Origin of the sequence: Streptococcus oralis subsp. dentisani, assembly GCF_007475365.1 — a bacterium.
GTDB lineage: Bacteria > Bacillota > Bacilli > Lactobacillales > Streptococcaceae > Streptococcus > Streptococcus mitis_AX.
This window is the reverse complement of sequence record NZ_CP034442.1, coordinates 1,887,157-1,908,241: the sequence shown is the minus strand read 5'-3', so window position 1 is coordinate 1,908,241 and position 21,085 is coordinate 1,887,157. Positions and strand designations below refer to the sequence as shown.

Genomic DNA, 21,085 nt, shown 5'->3' with positions numbered 1-21,085 from the left:
GAGGACACCCCATGACAGATTTATCATCTTGGACAGCCTATTTTCAGGATTTTGGACAATTTTTCAATGGTTTCCTCTTCACTCTTGCCCTAGCGATTGGATCCTTTATCCTCGCCATGGTTTTGGGCATCTTCTTTGGGGCCATGTCAACTAGTAAACGCCCATTCTTGCGTGTTTTGGCTCGTATCTTTGTCGAATTTTACCAAAATACTCCCCTCTTGGTGCAGTTTGTTATTGTTTTTTATGGGTTGCCTCTTATCAGTGAACACACCATCATGATTCCGATTTATTGGACAGCTGTTCTCTGCGTGGGACTCTATCACGGCGCTTATATCGCTGAGGTTATTCGTTCAGGGATTCAGTCTATTCCTAGCGGTCAGATGGAGGCTGCCTTGTCGCAAGGTTTTACCTATATCAGTGCCATGCGCTTGATTATCTTGCCTCAGGCCTTCCGTATCATTCTCCCTCCTTTGACCAACCAAATCGTCAACCTTATCAAGAACACCTCTACAGTTGCCATCATCTCTGGTGTGGACTTGATGTTTGTGACCAAGTCTTGGTCAGCTCTCAACGGAAATTACATCCCTGCCTTTCTAGGTGCTGCCCTACTCTACTTTGCCCTTTGCTTCCCTGTCGCCCAGTTTGGTCGCAAGATGGAGCAAGCCAATAAAAAAGCCTATTCACTTTAGGAGGTTACTATGGAATCTATTTTAGAAGTTTTGACCCCAGATAACCTAGTCTTTATCTTTAAAGGCTTCGGCTTGACCCTCTATATTTCTCTGATTGCCATTGTCCTTTCTACCCTTATAGGGACAGTGCTAGCCGTCATGAGAAATGGGAAAAATCCTACCTTACGGATCATCTCCAGCATTTATATCGAGTTTGTACGTAACGTTCCAAACCTTCTCTGGATTTTCACCATCTTTTTGGTGTTTAAGATGAAGTCTACACCAGCAGGTATTACTGCCTTTACCCTTTTTACCTCAGCAGCCTTGGCTGAGATTATCCGAGGTGGTCTCAATGCCGTGGACAAGGGCCAGTACGAAGCAGGAATGTCGCAAGGATTCACTTCAGCCCAAATCCTCTACTACATCATTCTCCCACAAGCGATCCGTAAAATGCTGCCAGCCATCATTTCTCAGTTTGTGACCGTGATTAAGGATACTAGCCTTCTCTACTCTGTTATCGCTCTACAAGAACTCTTTGGCGCTAGCCAAATTCTCATGGGTCGCTATTTCGAGCCAGAGCAGGTCTTCAGTCTTTATATCCTGATTTCCTTGATCTATTTCAGCTTTAACCTAGCAATTTCAAGTCTATCTCGCATGCTAGCCAAACGTTGGCAACAAGCTGCAGAATAAAAAAGAATGTGAACTCAAAACAAGAGTTCACATTTTTTGTTATAAATGAAAAAGCAACAACTTAATACTATGCAAACGTTTTACTTTTTGATAAAATGACTTTAAAACCATAAAGCAAGGAGAAAAATCATGATCCAAGAACTTTATAAAGAATTCTCTCAATTGGAGCAAGTAGAAGCTATCGCTCTTGGTGGTTCACGTGCAGGACAAGACTACGATCAAAATTCTGACTATGATGTCTATACATATCTCAACTCTCCTATAGATGAGACGATTCGCCAAAACATTCTGAGTAAGTACTGTTCTTATATGGAAATTGGAAACCAGTTTTGGGAGTTAGAGGACGACTGTGTACTAAACAACGGTATCGAAATCGAGTTGATTTATCGTTCGCTGGAGTCGTTTGAACAAGAACTAAACTCAACTGTTTTTCAGCATCAAGCCCAAAACGCTTATACAACCTGTATGTGGCACAATCTACTCCATAGCAAAATCCTATACGATCCGAATGGACGCTATGCTTCGCTCCAAAGAGCCTACCAGATTCCCTATCCACAGGAACTCAAAAAGCATATCATTGAAAGGCAACTCCTTTTGCTAGAACAAGCCATGCCTGCCTTCTCTCACCAAATAGAAAAAGCTATCAAACGTCAAGATCTTCTCAGCATGAATCATCGTACAAGTGAATTTTTTGCTTCCTACTTTGACTTGTTATTTGCGCTCAATGAGCAAACCCATCCTGGTGAAAAACGAATGTTGGAGTACGCAAAGACCAATTGTACTCTCCTCCCTAAACAATTTGAAGAAACTATTCGCAAGTATTTCCAACTACTCTATCAACCACAACAAGGAGAACAAGCGATCGTAACCTTGCAAACTATCCTGAAGGAACTAAAAGCCATTTTGCCATAAGCAAAATTGAATAATAATGACTACATGAATTTTACAAAAAATCTCCTAACGGAGATTTTTTTCATATATTACCATAAAATACCCCTATAAGAGAAAATCAGAGCTAAAATCAACAAAACATAAAAGGCGATAAAAATCCATTTTATCTTCACACATAGGGCAATATATTCTCTGATAAAGGCCGATGGGATATAGTAGGCGGCTGTACGGCAACCAAGACCATCTCCCTTCATCCCAATACGGCGAGCATAGGTACTGGTACGAAAAACATGGTAATCATTGGTCACAAAGAGAAAACGTGGACTGGTCACCAGCCTCTCTCCCATTTCTTTTGAGAAGAGAAGATTCTCATAGGTTGTCGTTGAGTCTTCCTCTAGGAGAATTGCTTCTCTCGGAACATCCGTCTCTTCCAGCAAATAATTACAAATTGCCTGAGCTTCGGAAATCTTCTCATCCCCACCTCGACCACCACTTGCGATGATTTTAACATTGGGATTGAGAGACTGGTGATAAGCTTCTACTGCCTTATCAATGCGACTCTTCAGTAAGGGAGTCACTTTTTCTCCATTCAACAAACCTGCTCCGTGAATGATAATAAAATCATAATGTTTTTTCTTAGGAATAAAAAGATACAGAATAGAATAAAGCAGAAATCCTGCAAAGGCAAAACCAAAAATCAAATACGAATAGATCAGAAAGAAAAAGAAAATATTCGCTAGATGATTGGTGTAAAACAAGCCCTTGGTATCGCTCACTCGAATCGCCATGATCACAAAAAAGAATAGAATCACGCAGCCTAATCCTAGAGACAAATAATTTGCCTTGGATTTTCCTTCTTTTTTCAATAACACAAATCCATTATAAATCAGGAAAAAGCCACTTAGAAAAACTAAAAGAGGTAGCAGGAGAAAAATCCCTGCAAAGAAAACCATGTGCACTTCTTCCTGCCCAGCTTCATAAAAAAGATTGGCAATAGACAGGTAAGAAAAGAGCAGAGATAAAAGCAAAAGAGCTGGATTCCAGAGACTACGATTGTCCCTTAAAAACGAAACGAGAAAAAGTAGGACAAAAAATCCTGTGATAAAGTACATAGTCTCCTCCTTTGATGACTACATTGTACCATAATTATGGTAATAGAAAAAGAGGAGCCTAGCCCTCTTATTTTACTATTCTTGCTTCTGCATCTGCCACAACCTGAGCCAGACTCGTCTGACGAAGTTGGTTTTCCATCGCCTCTTGGATATCTAGTAGTTTTTGATCCAAAACTTCATGGATATTGGCCCCTACTGGACAGTTAGGGTTGGGATTATCATGGAAACTAAAGAGTTTACCAGATTTTCCTAAACATTCAACAGCCTGATAAACATCAAAAAGGCTGATATCTTGGAGGTCTTTGATAATCTCGGTACCGCCCGTCCCACGCGCAACTGATATCAGTTCAGCTTTTTTGAGTTGGGACAAGGTTTTGCGAATAATGACCGGATTGATCCCAACACTGGCTGCGAGAAAATCACTGGTCACCTTGCTTTCCCGGCCCTTGATAGCAATGATAATTAGCATATGGGTCGCAATGGTAAATCGGCTTGAAATTTGCATCTTTTTCTCCTTTCACATCCTATCTGATACTTATTATACCCTTTTACGTTGTAATGTCAATTATTACCACTATCTAGCCATGCATCCAACTCGGCATCATGCCCCTGTTCTTGAGCAATTTCATACAGAAGTTCCTGATTATGAGTATGGTGAATTCCATTTATCAAACTTTCATAGTAAATCTGGAAATAGGGGAGTTTTAAATCCTTAGCCAACTGCAATTCGGCTTCTACATCATAATCCACTCGACGAAAATCAACATCAGACAAACCTGCCTCATCAAACTCTAAAATCATATATTGAGCTCGCAGGTCCTTACGCAACTTCGCATCTAAAAAGAAGGGTTGCCCAATCGATCCTGGATTAAGAATCAACTGTCCGTCACTTCCGTAACGAAGAAACTGTTGGTGAATATGGCCATACACTGCGATAGAAGCATGTGGCTCCGTCACCAATCTATCAAAATCTTCTTGTTTTCCCGTATGAATCAACTCTCTACCCCAGTTTTTATCAGGAAGATGGTGAGTGATTCCTACTGTCAAATCACCAAACTGACGATGAACTTGCATAGGTTGATTGTGGAGGTCTTCGATTTCTTCAGGGCTAATCTCTTCTAAGATATACTGGCATTGGCGTAGGAGATAGCGATGACTAGCTTTTGTTGGATCTAGCTTGCGATGCAAACCACGCCAGAGACTATTCTCCCAATTTCCCAGCACTCTTGCAGTGATGGGCAAGCTAGCTAAGAGATCCAATATCCTTCTACGTCCTGTTCCAGGCATGAGAATATCTCCCAAAAGCCAATACTCTTCTACCTCTGCCGCTCTTGCATCAGCCAGTACGGCTTCCAGAGCTGTCATATTTCCATGTATATCTGAAAGAACTGCTATTTTAGTCATTCTTTCTCCTCTTTTCCTCTTACTTCTTCTGTTAGTATTATAGCAGAAAACACTGCAAAAAATCACTATCACTACTTACCTGATCAACTTGTAAGAGCTTCCAAATCGTGCTATAATATAGGTAGAGAGCTCCCCTTCATTTAGGATTATATGGTATTCAACCTCTCTCAATTTTTGCAGATTGGAGGACTATTGCCATGCGGAACTACCTTAAGTATATCCCATACTACCTTGTCATATTCTTCTTTTACTGGCCTCTCTATGAGTTGCTGTTACTGCTGATTTCTGACCCTTATACGCTGAAAGGACTTTACATTTATAACATCATCCTCTTTTCACCTTTGGCAACCTTCATCGTATCCCTTCTTTATAGCTACCGTTTCCAATTCTCACTGTGGTGGCTGCTCGGTATTGCTCTTCTCTATTGCTTTACCATCATCACTTTCAATGAATTCATTCTCGTTTATTTCCTAGCTTATGAACTCTTTGCCCTACTTGGTATGGCTTCAGGTTCCGGTATTAAATATATGCTCCAGCAAGGGAAAAATAAAAAACTTTCACAAAATCCTTGAAAAATCTCGCAATCATGCTATAATAATGCATAGAGACAAGTCACTTAGTCCCTTTCTACTAGAGAGTGCGTGGTTGCTGGAAACGCATAGAAAGCCTAAACTGATACTACTCTACTGGCTTTTATGAAAACATAAAACGGTGGCTACGTTAAAGCCAATCAGAGGTGTCCCTCTTTTTTGAGGAACATAAATGAAGGTGGAACCACGTTGCGACGTCCTTTCGAGGATGTCGTTTTTATTTTGTCAGAAGGAGGAAGAATGATGCTTTATATGATTGGCGGATCGCCTTGTAGTGGAAAATCAACAATTGCCTCACTTCTTGCTAGACAGTATCAACTACTTCATATCAAACTGGATGATTTGGTAGAAGAGATGATGAGTCAAGCAAGTGCAGACTCACAGCCGATTTGCCTTCTGAGACAGGACAGAAGTCCAGAACAAATCTGGATGAGAAGTCCAGAAGAGATGGCAGATGAAGAATGGCGCTTTTATGAAGAGATTTTTCCTTATGTGAAATCTTACTTGATAAAAAATCAAGATAGACCCCTCTTGGTGGAGGGGGCAGGACTTTTGCCTCACTTGGTAAAGGGGCTTGAATGCCCAGCATCTTCCTATCTATGCTTGACTCCGACAGCTGATTTTCAGAAAAAGCATTATAGACAGAGAGAATGGGTTCCTTATGTCTTAGAGGGTACAACCAACCCTGAGCAAGCTTTTGAAAACTGGATGCAGCGAGATATTCTTTTTGCCCAAATGGTGCGTAAGGAAGCGATGAAATTAGGTTATTCTAGTCTCGTAACAGATGGTAGTCAATCAGAGAATCAGAATGCGGAAGAAGTTGCTCGGCTCTTAAAATTGTCCAACAAAAATAGAATAAATATTTAAGGAGAAAACCATGATTAAGATTACTTTCCCAGATGGCGCTGTTCGTGAATTCGAATCTGGCGTGACAACTTTTGAAATTGCCCAATCTATCAGCAATTCCCTAGCTAAAAAAGCCTTGGCTGGTAAATTCAACGGTAAACTCATTGACACGACTCGTGCTATCACTGAAGATGGAAGCATCGAAATCGTGACACCTGATCACGAAGATGCCCTTCCAATCTTGCGCCACTCAGCGGCTCACTTGTTCGCCCAAGCAGCTCGTCGCCTTTTCCCAGATATTCACTTGGGTGTTGGTCCAGCTATCGAGGATGGTTTCTACTACGATACGGATAATCAAGCTGGTCAAATTTCTAACGAAGACCTTCCTCGTATCGAAGAAGAAATGCAAAAAATCGTCAAAGAAAACTTCCCATCAATCCGTGAAGAAGTGACGAAAGACGAGGCGCGTGAAATCTTTAAGAACGACCCTTACAAGTTGGAATTGATTGAAGAACACTCTGAAGACGAAGGCGGTTTAACTATCTACCGTCAAGGCGAATACGTGGACCTTTGCCGTGGCCCACACGTTCCGTCAACAGGTCGCATCCAAATCTTCCACCTTCTCCATGTAGCTGGTGCTTACTGGCGTGGAAATAGCGACAATGCCATGATGCAACGGATCTACGGTACAGCTTGGTTTGACAAGAAAGACTTGAAGAACTACCTTCAAATGCGTGAAGAGGCCAAAGAACGTGACCACCGTAAACTTGGTAAAGAGCTTGACCTCTTCATGATTTCTCAAGAAGTTGGACAAGGTTTGCCATTCTGGTTGCCAAATGGTGCGACAATCCGTCGTGAATTGGAACGCTACATTGTCGATAAGGAAATAGCTGCAGGCTACCAACACGTTTACACTCCACCACTTGCCTCTGTAGAGCTTTACAAGACTTCTGGTCACTGGGATCACTACCGTGAAGATATGTTCCCAACCATGGACATGGGAGACGGTGAAGAGTTTGTCCTCCGCCCAATGAACTGCCCACACCACATCCAAGTCTTCAAACACCATGTTCACTCATACCGTGAGTTGCCAATCCGTATCGCTGAAATCGGTATGATGCACCGTTATGAAAAATCTGGTGCCCTTACTGGTCTTCAACGTGTACGTGAAATGTCTCTTAACGACGGTCACCTCTTTGTTACTCCAGAACAAATCCAAGAAGAATTCCAACGCGCCCTTCAGTTGATTATCGATGTTTATGAAGACTTCAACTTGACTGAATACCGCTTCCGTCTCTCTCTTCGCGACCCTCAAGATACTCACAAGTACTTTGATAACGATGAGATGTGGGAGAATGCCCAAACCATGCTTCGTGCCGCCCTTGATGAAATGGGTGTGGACTACTTTGAAGCCGAAGGTGAAGCAGCCTTCTACGGACCAAAATTGGATATTCAAGTTAAGACAGCCCTTGGAAAAGAAGAAACCCTTTCAACTATCCAGCTTGACTTCTTGCTTCCAGAACGCTTCGACCTTAAATATATCGGAGCTGATGGCGAAGAGCACCGTCCAGTTATGATCCACCGTGGAGTTATCTCAACCATGGAACGCTTCACAGCTATCTTGATTGAAAACTACAAGGGTGCCTTCCCAACATGGCTGGCACCACACCAAGTAACCCTCATCCCAGTATCTAACGAAAAACACGTGGACTACGCTTGGGAAGTGGCTAAGAAACTCCGTGACCGTGGTATCCGTGCTGATGTGGATGAACGTAATGAAAAAATGCAGTTCAAGATCCGTGCTTCACAAACCAGCAAGATCCCGTACCAATTGATCGTTGGGGACAAGGAAATGGAAGACGGAACTGTCAACGTTCGTCGCTATGGTCAAAAAGAAACACAAACTGTCTTAGTTGATGACTTTGTTCAAGCAATCCTAGCTGATATTGCCAACAAATCACGCGTTGAGAAATTCGATATTATATAATTCTCAAATTTTACTGACCAATAATTTAGCAATCCCTATTCGAATTTTATCATAAGAGATAAAACCTGAGATAAAATCCCAGCTACCTAAAAAGCAACAACTGAAATAGTTGTTGCTTTTTTATATTTTATTAACCTGAGCTAGTCGTGATTGGTCAAACCACCACAAATGGTATCCTCATCAACAATCCTTTCTATCCACTAACTGTTGGATATAGGATATCCTCCCAACATTTGCTTCCATGAGTTAGATAAGTTCAATATCCTCAATCCTTGTCTGCTTCATTTTCTTTTACGAGATCTTTTTGTGAATCTTTTTCAGAGAGTTTTTGATTGATATACTTGTTAATGTTTTCATAAAATTCCTTGGTCATCTCACTATCTAATTTTATCGAATTATGGACTTGATTGACTTTTAATTGAACAGATTGAATACCGTAAGAGGCTTGTTTTTGATGGAGCGTTTCTAATTTTTCTTCTGAAATCGGATCTCCAACAACCGTTAAGACCAATTCATTGTTCCTTGACTTGTAGACTTGATTAATGACCGTGTGATTAGCGAACTCTTTTGCTACAAACTGTTTGATTCCTTCTTTTCGCGCTTGATCTATCGTCAGAGTGACTGCTGAATAACTGGCTGGAAGAACCAATAATACAATCAAGGATATCAAGCCAATTTTCATTTTAATGTTTAGCTCTTTAAATGAACTTAAGGGAGATTTTCTCATCAAAATTCTTGTTCCAATAATGTTGGCTAGCATGATAAAGACACAGTTGATCAAGAAAAGATAGAGAGCCCCAAATAAAAATCGTACATTCCCGTTAGCTAAACCATATCCTGCAGTACAGATAGGTGGCATCAGAGCTGTTGCAATGGCTACTCCTGGCACGATATTGTTTGCTTCTTTTTTCCGTGACCCAATTACACCTGCTATCCCACCAGCAATAGCAATGAGAACATCCCAAATGGTTGGAGAGGTTCGTGCAATCAACTCGCTACTTGCATAAGATAAGGGGGAAATCCAGAAATATAAAGTCGAGACAAGCAAACTGACCAATACTTGAGTAAATAAAACCTCTAGAGATTGCTTGATTAAACGCATATCAAAAATAGCTAAACCAAATCCGAGTCCAACAATCGATGTCATAAGAGGGGAAATCAGCATGGCTCCAATAATGACAGCTGTTGAATTCATATTTAAACCTATAGAGGCAATAAAAATCGCACACATCAAAATCACTGTATCTCTTAATCGAACATGAAGATCATCATATAATTTCTCACGATATTCACGTGTTGAATAATTTCTGGTCATTGGTTACTCCTTTTATTTCATATAATCTTGTTTCTGCTTGGATGATGGTAGAGAGACTTCTGTTCAATCTTACATATTTTTAATTCTCACCTGTTATGTTTTTGAAAATTATCCTTTAAGCATCCGTCAGTCTATCCTTAACATTATATCAAAAATTTTACAGTCTTTCTCTGAAGAAATCTATCAATTTAACAGATAGGTAAGATTATCGTTAACATCATGGTCGCATCAACTACTTCAATGACCTTGAGAATCAAACTAAGCATATGATAAGAAAAGGCCAAATGGAGGAAGGCAAAAATTACAGGAAGAAAGAAAACGGTCAAGATTTGCTTGTTAATGGTTTGCTTGATCTGCTTTTGATCAGGACCTACCCTTTTCAAGATGATAAAGCGTTCGTGATCTTCATATCCCTCAGAGATTTGTTTATAGTGGATAATTAATACTGCACCAACCATAAAAATAATAAAAAGGAAGATACCGATAAAGAAGAACTCACCAAAAATCTCATTGATTTGCTCACTGGTAATTGCTCGAACAGAGCCGTAAACAAGACTAGCCTGATCTTCAAAACGTAATATCGATTTATTAAGACAGTCTGGATAATCATCAGCTAGTTTCAACTGTCCCTCTTCGCTTACAGTCACATCCATCCCACCAGCGAGTTCACTAGTAATTTCTGCATTTTGATGTTGCACCCACCAGTTCTTAGGAAGGATTGAAGATTGGATACGACTAGATAATTATAGTCTGATGTTAAAAGAATAGCTTGATTTTGTAGATGACCTTTCACAAAGTCTGGTTGATTTTTATTTTTTAACCGGAAACGCCCAAGCAAATAATTTACTAGGATACACAGTTAAAGGTAGAAAAGCCCAGTTGTCTTATCCTGGGCTCTTATCTATTATGCTCACTCAATTCTCAGATTTATATCGGCAAACTTGATTCTTACTGTCGTTCCTGTCCCGACCTCAGACTCGATACGAATCTGGTGGCCAAGTTCTTCAGAAATTTTCTTGGATAGGTAGAGTCCAAGTCCAGATGACTGCTGGGTCAGGCGACCATTGTAGCCTGAAAAACCACGTTCAAAGACTCGGAGTACATCACTGTTTTTAATCCCAATCCCCGTATCCTTGATACAGAGCTCCTGACCCTCCATATAAATCTCTAGTCCACCTTCCTTGGTGTATTTGAGGCTGTTTGAGAGGATTTGTTCAATGACGACCAACAACCACTTCTTATCGGTCACGATGGTTTTGTCGAGATTATGTAGATTGACTGTTAGTCCCTTCTGGATAAAGAAAAGAGCGTACTTACGAACCATCTCCTTGACCAAGTCCTCCACTTGGACCTTTTCAAATACCAAGTCATCGTGGAAGCTTTCTAAACGAAGATACTGCAACACCAGATTGGTATAGGAGTCAATCTTGAAAATTTCCTGTTCCAGTTGCTGCTTGACCTCCCGATCAGAGACTTCTGCTACTAAAAGGCGACTAGCCGCAATGGGCGTCTTGATCTGGTGAACCCATAAGGTGTAGTAATCAAGCAAATCCGTCAGCTTACTCTGCGCTTCAGACTTCTTTTGATATAATTCAGATTCACGCTCTTCGAGCTTTTCTGCTAGCGCACATTCCAGAGGAGACTTGGGGTCTCGCTCAGCATAGAGTACTTCCTGTCGATAAACCTGAGCTTCTGCAAATATATCCCAAGCCAAAAATAGGAAGGTCAAAAAACTACTGAGCAGCAAAAAATAAAGAAAATAAGATCCTAGACTAGCAAACAGAAACTGAAAGAGTAGGACAAGAAAACCCAACGAAAAAATATAGATAAAGATGCGACTACGAGAACGCAGATAGGCTAGAAAAAATAGTTTCCAATCAAGCATGTTTCAGTCCGTATCCTATCCCTTTCTTGGTTTCGATAAAGCCTGCCAAGCCTTGTTCCTCAAGCTTTTTGCGCAAACGAGCAACATTAACAGACAGGGTATTGTCGTCGATAAAAAAGTCGCTGTTCCAGAGTTCCCGCATCAGGTCATCACGCGCCACGATATTGCCCGCATGTTCAAACAAAACCCGCAAAATTTGAAATTCATTCTTGGTTAGGCTCAGGACTTCACCTTGATAGTGCAGATCCATAGACTTGGTATTGAGAATCACACCTGCATACTCTAGCAAACTTTCATCCCGCCCAAACTCATAGGAACGGCGTAATAAGCCCTGAACCTTAGCCAAAAGGACCTGCTGGTCAAAAGGCTTGGTCACAAAGTCATCCGCTCCCATATTGATCGCCATGACGATATCCATAGCCTGATCTCTCGAAGACAGAAACATAATGGGCACCTTGGAAATCTTACGAATCTCCTGACACCAGTGATAACCATTAAAAAGTGGCAAACCAATATCCATGAGGACCAAATGAGGTTCCGACTGGACAAATAAACTCAGCACTTCCATAAAGTCTTCTACCAAAACGATCTCAAATCCCCACTCAGAGAGCAATTTCCCAACTTGTTGCCGAATGACTTGGTCATCCTCTACTAGTAAAATTTTGTGCATGCGCTCCTCCTTTACTCTTGTTCAAAATATCAAATACCCTAATAAAAAATCTATGGATTAGTATCTCAACTATTTGGCTATCTATTTTTCAAATCCAAATTAGGAAACGATAGCTAAATAGAGAATAATCCCATTGATATCATACCTTATTTTTAACTATAGTTCCAGCCTTATCCTATTTTTCCTTTTTGTATTCATTTAGTTAGCATTTCTTTCACTTATTTAATAGATCTAGCCTTCTTATTGACAAGCCAGCTAGGATTTGTTAAAATGTGAATGAACAAAATAATTTATTCATTCATAAAACAAAGGAGGCTAAATCAGATTGGACAAAAAACAAGCTTTAAAGACAGCGGCCTATGAAGTTTTTTCGAAAAAAGGTTACAAGGCGACAGGGATTTCAGAAATTGCTAGGCAAGCTGGTGTGGCAGTCGGCTCTTTTTATAACTATTACGAGAGTAAAGAAGCTATTTTTCTAGACATCTATATAGATGAAAACAACCGTGCACGCCAAGCTATGATCGAAGAACTGGATTGGGAAATTGACATGATCGACCTCATTGCTCAACTCTTTGCTCAGTCCAGAACTCTCGTTTCTTCCAATAAAATCCTTGCAGAATGGTACAATCCTGCCATAGCAGATGAGTTGCACAGCTACTATTCCTCGGAAGAAGGCAAAGTCGCAAATCCATTTCATCAGTTTCTAGTTAAAACTTTTACAAATCGTATGCAGGCTGAAGGGTACTCGCCAGAAAAGATTCAAGATATTTTACAGGTTTATAATCTGTTTTACTATATGGATATGCATATCACAGAAAAAGATTTTCCAAATATTGGTAAAACTGTTGAAATACTTGCAACCAACTTCATTAAAGGAGTTCTAAAATAAAGAATGGATTTCTTTATTTTTTGAAAAAAATGAATGAATTTTCTTCAAGTTCATTCATAAAATTAAGAACAGGGGTCATAAAAAATGAAAAGAGGTAAAAAAATGTTCATTATCATTCTATCTACACTTGGAGTCCTAATCCTTATAACTTGGGGTGCCATCGCTTATCTTGGACGAAGCCAGACATTATCGATAAAATCCATCGAAAACCCCATCGGAGATCTATATTTAATTCATATCACAAAACCGAGTCATCAAATCTGGAAAGCTGGGGCTTATGCTAAGTTTACACTCCCTGATACCTCGTCTACTGCTAGTAAATATGAAGCTAAGGGAGAGCAAACCAGTCGATGGCTAACCATTGCCTCCACACCTGATGAAGATGAAATTCTCATTTTGACTCATAATAGTGGTAGCAACTTTAAGAACACCTTGACACATTTACCGGCTGGCAGTGAGATTGAGATGAGTTGGCTGGATTCCTCTTTGACTGTTAAAGATACGAATAAGCCACTAGTTTGCTTTGCATCTGATGTCGGCATTTCTGCTCTACGCCCCCTTATCAAAGAGTGGGCTGGTAAATGCCCGATTATACTCAATCATTTTGACAAAGGAGTTACTATTTTCGATAATGAGATGAAAGAACTGGCTCAAAAAATACCGAATTTTACTTATAAAACTAACGATGAACTTTCTCAAAGTCAAGAATTTTTAAAACGTGCTATTGATGAATACGGCAATCAAGCCAGCTATCTCATCACAGGTCAGCCTGATGATGTAAATGAGATGAAGAATTTTTTAAAGGAAAATGGAGTCGATAGCAAAAATATACAAGTAAGCTCGTTTAGAGGTTTGAAATAGGAGCAATCTGTCTTCTATGTATTTCAATCAAACCCTACTAGGTCATTCGAACAAGTCTACTAGCTAATTCTTGGTAAATGTGATAGGATAGACATAGAGAAAGGAGCTTTTATGGCCAATATTTTTGACTACCTGAATGATATAGCATACGATTCCTTTTATGACCTCCCCGTGAACGAGTTAGATGTTCTTGCCCTGACTGAATTAACCTACCTTGCTTTTGATGATGTAGTTGCCCAAGAACCAAAGCGTCTCATAGAACTAGCACCTCAAATCCCTAGAGAAACGACTATGTTGACCAATAAAAACCGTCTCCAGTTATTGGATCAGCTCGTTCAACACAAACGGTTTAAAAATTGCAAGCTCTCAGACTTTATCAACGATATCGATCCTGAATTGCAAAAACAGTTTGCAGCCATGACTTATCGTATCAGTCTCGATACCTATTTGCTTGTTTTTCGTGGAACTGATGACAGTATCATCGGTTGGAAAGAAGATTTCCATATGACCTATATGAAGGAAATTCCAGCTCAAAAACATGCTCTCCAGTATTTACAGGACTTTTTTGCCCAACATCCCAACCAAAAGGTTATCCTGGCAGGGCACTCAAAAGGGGGCAATCTAGCCGTCTATGCTGCCAGTCAACTTGATCCAAACTTACAGAAAAACATTGTCGCTGTCTATACTTTTGATGCGCCCGGACTTCACAAGGAACTGACAGAAACAGCTGGCTATCAAAACATGATGGAAAGAACGAAAGTATTTGTCCCACAAGGTTCTATCATCGGGATGATGCTGGAAATCCCTGATAAGAAAATCGTCGTTCGAAGCACTGCCCTTGGTGGTATTGCCCAGCACGACACCTTTAGTTGGCAGGTTGAAAACAAACACTTTGTCCAACTGGATGAGACCAATAGTGACAGCCAACAAGTCGATACTACTTTCAAGGAATGGGTTGAAACAGTTCCTGACGAGGAACTGCAGCTCTACTTCGACCTCTTTTTTGGAATCATTCTTGATGCAGGTATCTCCTCTATCAACGATCTTTCTTCCTTCAAGGTCATTGAACACATTCACCATCTCTTTGTCCAAGCTCAATCCCTCACTCCCGAAGAAAAAGAAACCATGGGACGCCTAACCCAACTCTTGATCGACACCCGCTACCAAGCTTGGAAAAATCGTTAAGGTAGGAAAAAGACCTTCTGATACCCTAAGCCCTCTCTTCTGTGTTATACTGGTATCAGTACATTCTTTGAGAGAGGAAATCCTATGAAAATCCATAAAACCGTGAATCCCGTTGCCTATGAAAATACCTACTACATAGAGGGGGACCAACACCTGATTGTGGTCGACCCTGGTAGCCATTGGGAAGCTATTCGCAAAACTATCGAAAAAATCAACAAACCCATCTGTGCAATTCTCTTGACCCACACCCACTACGACCATATTATGAGCCTTGACTTGGTCAGAGATACTTTTGGAAATCCCCCAGTCTACGTCGCAGAAAGTGAAGCCAGCTGGCTCTACACTCCTGTAGACAATCTCTCTGGCCTCCCACGACACGACGATATGGAGGATGTCGTCTGCAAACCAGCTGAGCACACCTATGTCTTTAACGAGGAATACTGGATCGAAGAATTCCGTTTTACAGTATTGCCAACACCTGGCCACTCTATTGGCGGTGTTTCTCTGGTCTTTCCTGATGCTCATCTAGTCTTGACGGGAGATGCTCTATTCCGAGAAACCATCGGACGGACCGATCTTCCTACCGGTAGCACGGAACAACTCCTCCATAGCATTCAGACGCAACTCTTTACTCTTCCTAACTACGATGTCTATCCTGGGCATGGTCCAGCTACGACTATCGCTCACGAAAAGACTTTTAATCCCTTTTTCTAGCAAGCAAAAAACCAAGGAAAATTTCCTTGGTTTTTGTCTTACCAAATAATCACACGGTCCTCTGGTGAACGCCACATACCATCGCCTTCTTTGACATCGTATGTTGTAAAGAAGTCATCGAAGTTTGGTACTTGGACATTAACACGGAGTTTGGCAGGCGCGTGCACATCGACACTGGCCATGAGTTTCATCAACTCAGGACGGCCTTTCATACGCCAGATACGAGCAAAGTTGTGGAAGAATTCTTCAGCAGAGAAGTCTGGTTCTCTCTTGGCAGCTTCAAGGGCTGCAGCAATTCCTCCCAAGTCGGCAACGTTTTCTGATACGGTTAGTTTTCCGTTGATACTTGCGCCGTTAGATTCTTGGCCATCAAATTGGTCGATAACTTTCTGCGTTTTTTCTTTAAAGGCAGCATAGTCACTCTCTGTCCACCAATCCTTGAGACTACCATTTTCATCAAAGGACGCGCCATTTGTGTCAAAGGCATGAGAAATCTCGTGGGCAATAACCGCACCAATACCACCGTAGTTAGCCGAAGACGACTGATGCAAGTCATAGAAAGGCGCCTGTAAGATAGCAGCTGGAAAGACAATCAAGTTCTTCTGAGGATTGTAGTAGGCATTAACCATGTGAGCTGGCATTCCCCACTCCTTGTAATCAACCGGCTGGTTCCACTTGCTCCAGCTGTGCTTGATTTCCACACACGCAAAGGCTAGGGCATTCTCAAAGAGGCTGGCTGTTTCATCCACTACCTTGTCCTTGTAGCGTTCTGGCAATTCCTCTGGATAACCGATATAAGGCTTGATGACATTGAGTTTGACAATGGCCTTGTCACGCGTTTCAGGTGTGAGCCAGTCGTTCTTAGCCAAGCGTTCCTTGTAAACATCAATCATGGTCGCTACTTTTTTCTCTACGTCTGCCTTAGCTTCTGGAGAGAATTTTTCATGCGCATACCAGAGACCGAGAGCTTGCTTGAAAGGACCTTGAGCCAAGTGATAAGCCGCCTTGACCTTGTCCTGAGCTTCTGGAACACCTGAAAGGGCACGTCCATAAGCACCTGACAAGACACGAATCTCATCTGTGAGATAGCTAGTTGAAAGATTCACCACAGCCAAAATCAAGGTTGCCTTGAGCAAAGGCCATGCTTCTTCACTATAGAATTGGTCTGCTGCTTGCCAGAAACGTTCCTCGTCTACGATAACCTTATCTGGAGTTTGTCCAAGAACTGCTTGGAAGAAGTCATCTAGAGGTAGGGCAGGGGCAAATTTCTTGAAATCTTCATAAGCGTATGGATGGTAGAGTTTGGCATATTCTGAACTTTCTTCGTTAGAAAGCACCACAGCCGCAATGCGACGGTCCAATTCCAATCGTTTCTCTAATAAGTCTGCGATTTCCTCATCTGAAAAATCATAGGCTTTGAGAAGATTTGTGGTACTTTCCTTCCACAAACCTAGCAACTCCTCACGTTGAGGATGGTCTTCAGCATAGTAAGTCGTATCTGGCAAAATCGTCCCTGGTGCACTTGCCCAGAGAACATTGGTTCTGGCATCCATAAAGTCTGGTGAAACACCAAATGGCAAGAAGTTTGGTTTACCAGCTAGTTCAAACGCTGCTAGTTTGCTGGTAAAATCTGCAAAACTCTCCAAATCTTGGTATTCCTTAAGTAGAGAAAGGACAGGCTTGATCCCATCTGCTTCTCTTTTGTCAAAATCACGTACCATGCGATGGTACTTAACAAAGTTGGCGAGGATAGCATCCTCTGGGATATCCTCACCTACCAACCACTTGTCCGTAGTCGCTAGCATCAACTCTTCAATTTCCTCATCAAGGTCAATAAAACCACCTGTTCGAGATTTATCAGCTGGAATCACAGCTGTTTTTTCCCATTCGCCATTGATTGCATCATAAAAATCGTCTTGATAACGTGTCATCTTGTTCTCGCTTTCATATTTTCACTTATTCCTAGCTTAGCAAAAAACACTTGGGAATGCAATTAAAAATATGACTTACCCTCGTCTATCATTCTTTATTTCAAGATGATAAAATGGCATCGCTTTCACTATTTAAAATAAATTAAAAGACTAGATTATTTTAAATTTTTCAAAAATTAACTTGACTTAATTTTTTTTTTAATGTATATTAAAATACAGGAGGGAGGAATTTGTTATGATACGTATTGAACACCTCAGCGTCTCCTACAAAGAAACGCTGGCACTAAAGGATATCTCACTAGTGCTCCACGGACCAACTATTACCGGAATTATTGGTCCAAATGGTGCTGGAAAATCAACTTTATTAAAAGGTATGTTAGGAATTATCCCACATGAAGGTCAGGCCTTTCTCGACGACAAAGAAGTCAAGAAATCTTTAAATCGAGTTGCCTATGTCGAGCAAAAAATCCATATCGACTACAATTTCCCTATCAAGGTCAAGGAATGTGTCTCTCTGGGACTCTATCCATCCATCCCGCTCTTCCACACTTTAAAGGCCAGCCACTGGAAAAAAGTGGCAGAAGCACTTGAAATCGTTGGACTCTCAGACTATGCTGATCGCCAAATCAGCCAGCTCTCAGGAGGACAATTCCAACGTGTTTTGATTGCCCGCTGCCTAGTGCAGGAAGCTGACTACATCTTTCTAGATGAGCCTTTTGTCGGGATTGACTCGATCAGTGAAGAGATTATCATGAATACGCTGAGAGACCTAAAAAAATCTGGTAAAACAGTTCTCATCGTCCATCATGACCTCAGCAAAGTCCCCCATTATTTCGACCAAGTTTTGCTTCTCAATCGAGAATTAATAGACCTTGGTCCGACCGAAGAAACCTTTACCGAGGTCAATCTCAAAAAGGCCTACGGTAGCAAACTCTTTTTCAATGGAGGTGACCTATGATAGCAGAATTTATCAATGGATTGCAAAATTTCCATTTCCTACAAAACGCCTTGATAACAGCTATTGTCATCGGAGTTGTTGCTGGAGCTGTGGGATGTTTTATCATCCTACGTGGGATGTCTCTCATGGGGGATGCCATCTCTCACGCAGTTTTGCCCGGCGTAGCCCTTTCCTTTATCCTGGGAATTGATTTCTTTATTGGAGCCATCATCTTTGGCTTGATGGCTTCCATCATCATTACCTACATCAAGGGAAACTCTATTATCAAGAGTGACACTGCCATTGGTATTACCTTTTCATCTTTCTTAGCCTTAGGTGTCATCTTGATTAGTGTTGCCAAGAGTTCGACAGACCTCTTTCATATCCTTTTTGGGAATATCCTCGCTGTCCAAGATACGGACATGTGGATTACCATTGGTGTGGGCGCAGTCATTCTCTTGATTATCGGGATTTTCTTTAAACAACTATTGATTACATCCTTTGACGAGCTTCTGGCTAAGGCCATGGGAATGCCCGTTAATTTCTACCACTATCTGCTCATGGTGCTCTTGACCCTTGTGTCTGTCACCGCAATGCAAAGTGTTGGAACCATTCTTATCGTGGCCATGCTAATCACTCCAGCCGCGACGGCTTACCTTTATGCTAATAGCCTAAAGAGTATGATTTTCCTTTCATCAACCCTAGGGGCAACCGCTTCTGTTGTGGGACTCTTTATCGGCTATAGTTTCAATCTCGCAGCAGGATCGAGCATCGTGCTCACATCCGCCAGCTTCTTTCTAATCAGTTTCTTTATCTCTCCTAAGCAACGATACTTGAAACTGAAAAACAAAAAAATCATTAAATAACGGGGAAACCCTTCTGGAGGAATCTAATGAAAAAATTAGGTACATTGCTTGTACTCTTTCTTTCCGTCATTGCACTTGTAGCATGTGCTAGCGGAAAAAAAGATGCAGCTTCTGGTCAAAAACTGAAAGTTGTTGCTACAAACTCAATCATCGCTGATATTACCAAAAATATCGCTGGTGACAAGATTGATCTTCACAGTATCGTTCCTGTTGGTCAAGACCCGCACGAATACGAACCACTTCCTGAAGACGTTAAGAAAACCTCTCAAGCTGACTTGATTTTCTATAACGGTATCAACCTTGAAACAGGTGGCAATGCTTGGTTTACCAAATTGGTCGAAAATGCCAAGAAAACTGAAAACAAAGACTACTTTGCAGTTAGCGACGGTGTAGAAATCATCTACCTCGAAGGTCAAAATGAAAAAGGCAAAGAAGATCCACACGCTTGGCTCAACCTTGAAAATGGAATGATTTATGCTAAAAATATCGCTAAACAGTTGATTGCAAAAGACCCTAGCAACAAGGAGTTCTACGAAAAAAATCTCAAAGACTATACTGAAAAGCTAGACAAACTGGACAAGGAAGCCAAAGAGAAATTTAACAATATCCCTGCTGAGAAAAAACTCATCGTAACCAGCGAAGGATGCTTCAAATACTTCTCTAAAGCTTACGGAGTTCCAAGTGCCTACATCTGGGAAATCAACACAGAAGAAGAAGGAACACCTGAACAAATCAAGACCTTGGTTGAAAAGCTTCGCCAAACAAAAGTTCCATCACTCTTTGTTGAATCAAGTGTCGATGACCGTCCAATGAAGACTGTTTCACAAGACACAAATATTCCAATTTACGCACAAATCTTTACTGACTCAATTGCTGAAGAAGGTAAAGAAGGTGACAGCTACTACAACATGATGAAATACAACCTTGACAAGATTGCTGAAGGTTTGTCAAAATAATCCATTAAAAACGTCATTCTCACCGAATTGGCGTTTTTTGTTTTCACTTTCCGGTCAAATCATTGGAAAAATCTGACAATTCTCGGTAAAATAAAAGAAAAAAGAATGGAGTAATTTATGACCACTTTTCTCGGAAATCCTGTAACTTTTACAGGTAAACAACTGCAAGTCGGAGACAAGGCACTCGACTTTTCCCTCACTACAACCGATCTCTCTAAAAAAACGCTAGCTGACTTTGATGGAAAGAAAAAAGTCTTGAGTGTTGTCCCTTCTATCGATACTGGTATCTGCTCAACGCAAACACGTCGATTCAACCAGGAACTTGCCAACCTTGACAACACCGTCGTTCTTACCGTTTCTATGGACCTACCATTTGCCCAAGGACGCTGGTGTGGGGCTGAAGGTCTTGAGAATGCCATTATGCTTTCAGACTACTTTGACCATTCTTTCGGACGTGATTATGCTCTCTTGATCAACGAATGGCATCTCCTTGCACGTGCCGTCTTTGTTCTCGATGCTGACAATATCATCCGTTATGTAGAATACGTTGACAATATCAACACGGAGCCAAACTTTGAACCTGCCATTGCCGCTGTTAAAGAACTGGACTAAAATCAAAGCCATTACGGCAGAAGGCTAGAGAAATCTAGCTTTTTTTGATATACTAGATGGAGAGAAAAGACAAGAG

Annotated in this window: 22 protein-coding genes; 14 read left to right on the top strand and 8 right to left on the bottom strand. The window is 41.1% G+C overall.

All coding sequences use genetic code 11. The features are described from left to right. Positions 1-11 precede the first annotated feature (11 nt). The 3 genes from EJF26_RS09655 (at position 12) to EJF26_RS09645 (ending at position 2,270) form a co-directional block, all read left to right on the top strand. Positions 12-689, top strand: a complete 678-nt coding sequence (locus EJF26_RS09655) for an amino acid ABC transporter permease (protein ID WP_000131126.1) — start codon at positions 12-14, stop codon at positions 687-689. Positions 690-698: 9 nt separating this feature from the next. After that, positions 699-1,358, top strand: coding sequence for an amino acid ABC transporter permease (locus EJF26_RS09650; protein ID WP_000443884.1), 660 nt, complete (start codon positions 699-701; stop codon positions 1,356-1,358). Positions 1,359-1,487: 129 nt separating this feature from the next. Then, the gene (locus EJF26_RS09645) at positions 1,488-2,270 is read left to right on the top strand and encodes a DUF4037 domain-containing protein (protein WP_000613944.1); all 783 of its coding nucleotides are present in this window, start codon (positions 1,488-1,490) and stop codon (positions 2,268-2,270) included. A 68-nt stretch (positions 2,271-2,338) separates the two neighbouring features. On the opposite strand, the gene EJF26_RS09640 is transcribed toward EJF26_RS09645, so the two are convergent. The 3 genes from EJF26_RS09640 to EJF26_RS09630 form a co-directional block, all read right to left on the bottom strand. Continuing rightward, the gene (locus EJF26_RS09640; RefSeq protein WP_000273633.1) at positions 2,339-3,361 is read right to left on the bottom strand and encodes a YdcF family protein; all 1,023 of its coding nucleotides are present in this window, start codon (positions 3,359-3,361) and stop codon (positions 2,339-2,341) included. Positions 3,362-3,428: 67 nt separating this feature from the next. Next, positions 3,429-3,866 (bottom strand): Rrf2 family transcriptional regulator, encoded by a 438-nt coding sequence (locus EJF26_RS09635; RefSeq protein WP_001167379.1) that lies wholly within the window; start codon positions 3,864-3,866, stop codon positions 3,429-3,431. Between the two features lie 56 nt (positions 3,867-3,922). Continuing rightward, positions 3,923-4,765: a metallophosphoesterase family protein gene (locus EJF26_RS09630; RefSeq protein WP_000161095.1), complete on the bottom strand. Its 843-nt coding sequence runs from the start codon at positions 4,763-4,765 to the stop codon at positions 3,923-3,925. A gap of 197 nt (positions 4,766-4,962) precedes the next feature. Between EJF26_RS09630 and EJF26_RS09875 the strand changes: the two genes are divergently transcribed. From EJF26_RS09875 to thrS, 3 genes are all read left to right on the top strand, one after another. Then, complete coding sequence (locus EJF26_RS09875; RefSeq protein ID WP_001246982.1) at positions 4,963-5,337, top strand: hypothetical protein; 375 nt, start codon at positions 4,963-4,965, stop codon at positions 5,335-5,337. A gap of 258 nt (positions 5,338-5,595) precedes the next feature. Continuing rightward, positions 5,596-6,222, top strand: coding sequence for an adenylate kinase family protein (locus tag EJF26_RS09620; protein WP_000979746.1), 627 nt, complete (start codon positions 5,596-5,598; stop codon positions 6,220-6,222). A 10-nt stretch (positions 6,223-6,232) separates the two neighbouring features. Further along, positions 6,233-8,188, top strand: coding sequence for a threonine--tRNA ligase (gene thrS, locus EJF26_RS09615; RefSeq protein WP_000591031.1), 1,956 nt, complete (start codon positions 6,233-6,235; stop codon positions 8,186-8,188). 265 nt (positions 8,189-8,453) lie between these two features. On the opposite strand, the gene EJF26_RS09610 is transcribed toward thrS, so the two are convergent. The 4 genes from EJF26_RS09610 to EJF26_RS09595 form a co-directional block, all read right to left on the bottom strand. Further along, positions 8,454-9,503 carry a DUF389 domain-containing protein gene (locus tag EJF26_RS09610; protein ID WP_000197797.1) on the bottom strand — a complete coding sequence of 350 codons (1,050 nt, stop codon included), beginning with the start codon at positions 9,501-9,503 and terminating at the stop codon, positions 8,454-8,456. A gap of 188 nt (positions 9,504-9,691) precedes the next feature. Beyond that, complete coding sequence (locus tag EJF26_RS09605; protein WP_004245951.1) at positions 9,692-10,201, bottom strand: FtsX-like permease family protein; 510 nt, start codon at positions 10,199-10,201, stop codon at positions 9,692-9,694. Between the two features lie 212 nt (positions 10,202-10,413). After that, positions 10,414-11,388, bottom strand: a complete 975-nt coding sequence (locus tag EJF26_RS09600) for a sensor histidine kinase (RefSeq protein ID WP_000887932.1) — start codon at positions 11,386-11,388, stop codon at positions 10,414-10,416. Beyond that, a complete protein-coding gene (locus tag EJF26_RS09595) occupies positions 11,381-12,058 on the bottom strand; it encodes a response regulator transcription factor (protein ID WP_000548970.1) in 678 nt (225 codons plus the stop codon). Before EJF26_RS09595 ends, EJF26_RS09600 begins: the two co-directional genes overlap by 8 nt. 319 nt (positions 12,059-12,377) lie before the next feature. Here EJF26_RS09595 and EJF26_RS09590 point away from each other — a divergent pair, with 319 nt between their 5' ends. The 4 genes from EJF26_RS09590 to EJF26_RS09575 all read left to right on the top strand — a co-directional run bounded on the left by EJF26_RS09590 (position 12,378) and on the right by EJF26_RS09575 (position 15,707). After that, entirely contained in the window at positions 12,378-12,947 is a 570-nt protein-coding gene (locus EJF26_RS09590; protein WP_125844437.1) for a TetR/AcrR family transcriptional regulator, read from the top strand. A gap of 84 nt (positions 12,948-13,031) precedes the next feature. Then, positions 13,032-13,808 (top strand): ferredoxin reductase domain-containing protein, encoded by a 777-nt coding sequence (locus tag EJF26_RS09585; protein WP_025168948.1) that lies wholly within the window; start codon positions 13,032-13,034, stop codon positions 13,806-13,808. Positions 13,809-13,919: 111 nt separating this feature from the next. Continuing rightward, on the top strand, positions 13,920-14,993 hold the full coding sequence (locus EJF26_RS09580) for a DUF2974 domain-containing protein (protein ID WP_001273836.1): 1,074 nt from the start codon (positions 13,920-13,922) through the stop codon (positions 14,991-14,993). Between the two features lie 84 nt (positions 14,994-15,077). After that, the gene (locus EJF26_RS09575; protein ID WP_000690828.1) at positions 15,078-15,707 is read left to right on the top strand and encodes an MBL fold metallo-hydrolase; all 630 of its coding nucleotides are present in this window, start codon (positions 15,078-15,080) and stop codon (positions 15,705-15,707) included. Positions 15,708-15,745: 38 nt separating this feature from the next. Here EJF26_RS09575 and EJF26_RS09570 read toward each other — a convergent pair whose 3' ends face one another. Then, entirely contained in the window at positions 15,746-17,638 is a 1,893-nt protein-coding gene (locus EJF26_RS09570) for a M13 family metallopeptidase (RefSeq protein ID WP_000199243.1), read from the bottom strand. Between the two features lie 235 nt (positions 17,639-17,873). Here EJF26_RS09570 and EJF26_RS09565 point away from each other — a divergent pair, with 235 nt between their 5' ends. From EJF26_RS09565 to tpx, 4 genes are all read left to right on the top strand, one after another. Next, complete coding sequence (locus tag EJF26_RS09565) at positions 17,874-18,596, top strand: metal ABC transporter ATP-binding protein (protein WP_000618098.1); 723 nt, start codon at positions 17,874-17,876, stop codon at positions 18,594-18,596. Then, positions 18,593-19,441, top strand: coding sequence for a metal ABC transporter permease (locus tag EJF26_RS09560; RefSeq protein WP_000559800.1), 849 nt, complete (start codon positions 18,593-18,595; stop codon positions 19,439-19,441). Before EJF26_RS09565 ends, EJF26_RS09560 begins: the two co-directional genes overlap by 4 nt. A gap of 26 nt (positions 19,442-19,467) precedes the next feature. After that, entirely contained in the window at positions 19,468-20,397 is a 930-nt protein-coding gene (locus EJF26_RS09555; protein ID WP_000733075.1) for a metal ABC transporter substrate-binding protein, read from the top strand. A gap of 117 nt (positions 20,398-20,514) precedes the next feature. Next, complete coding sequence (gene tpx / locus EJF26_RS09550; RefSeq protein WP_000206540.1) at positions 20,515-21,009, top strand: thiol peroxidase; 495 nt, start codon at positions 20,515-20,517, stop codon at positions 21,007-21,009. Positions 21,010-21,085 lie beyond the last annotated feature (76 nt).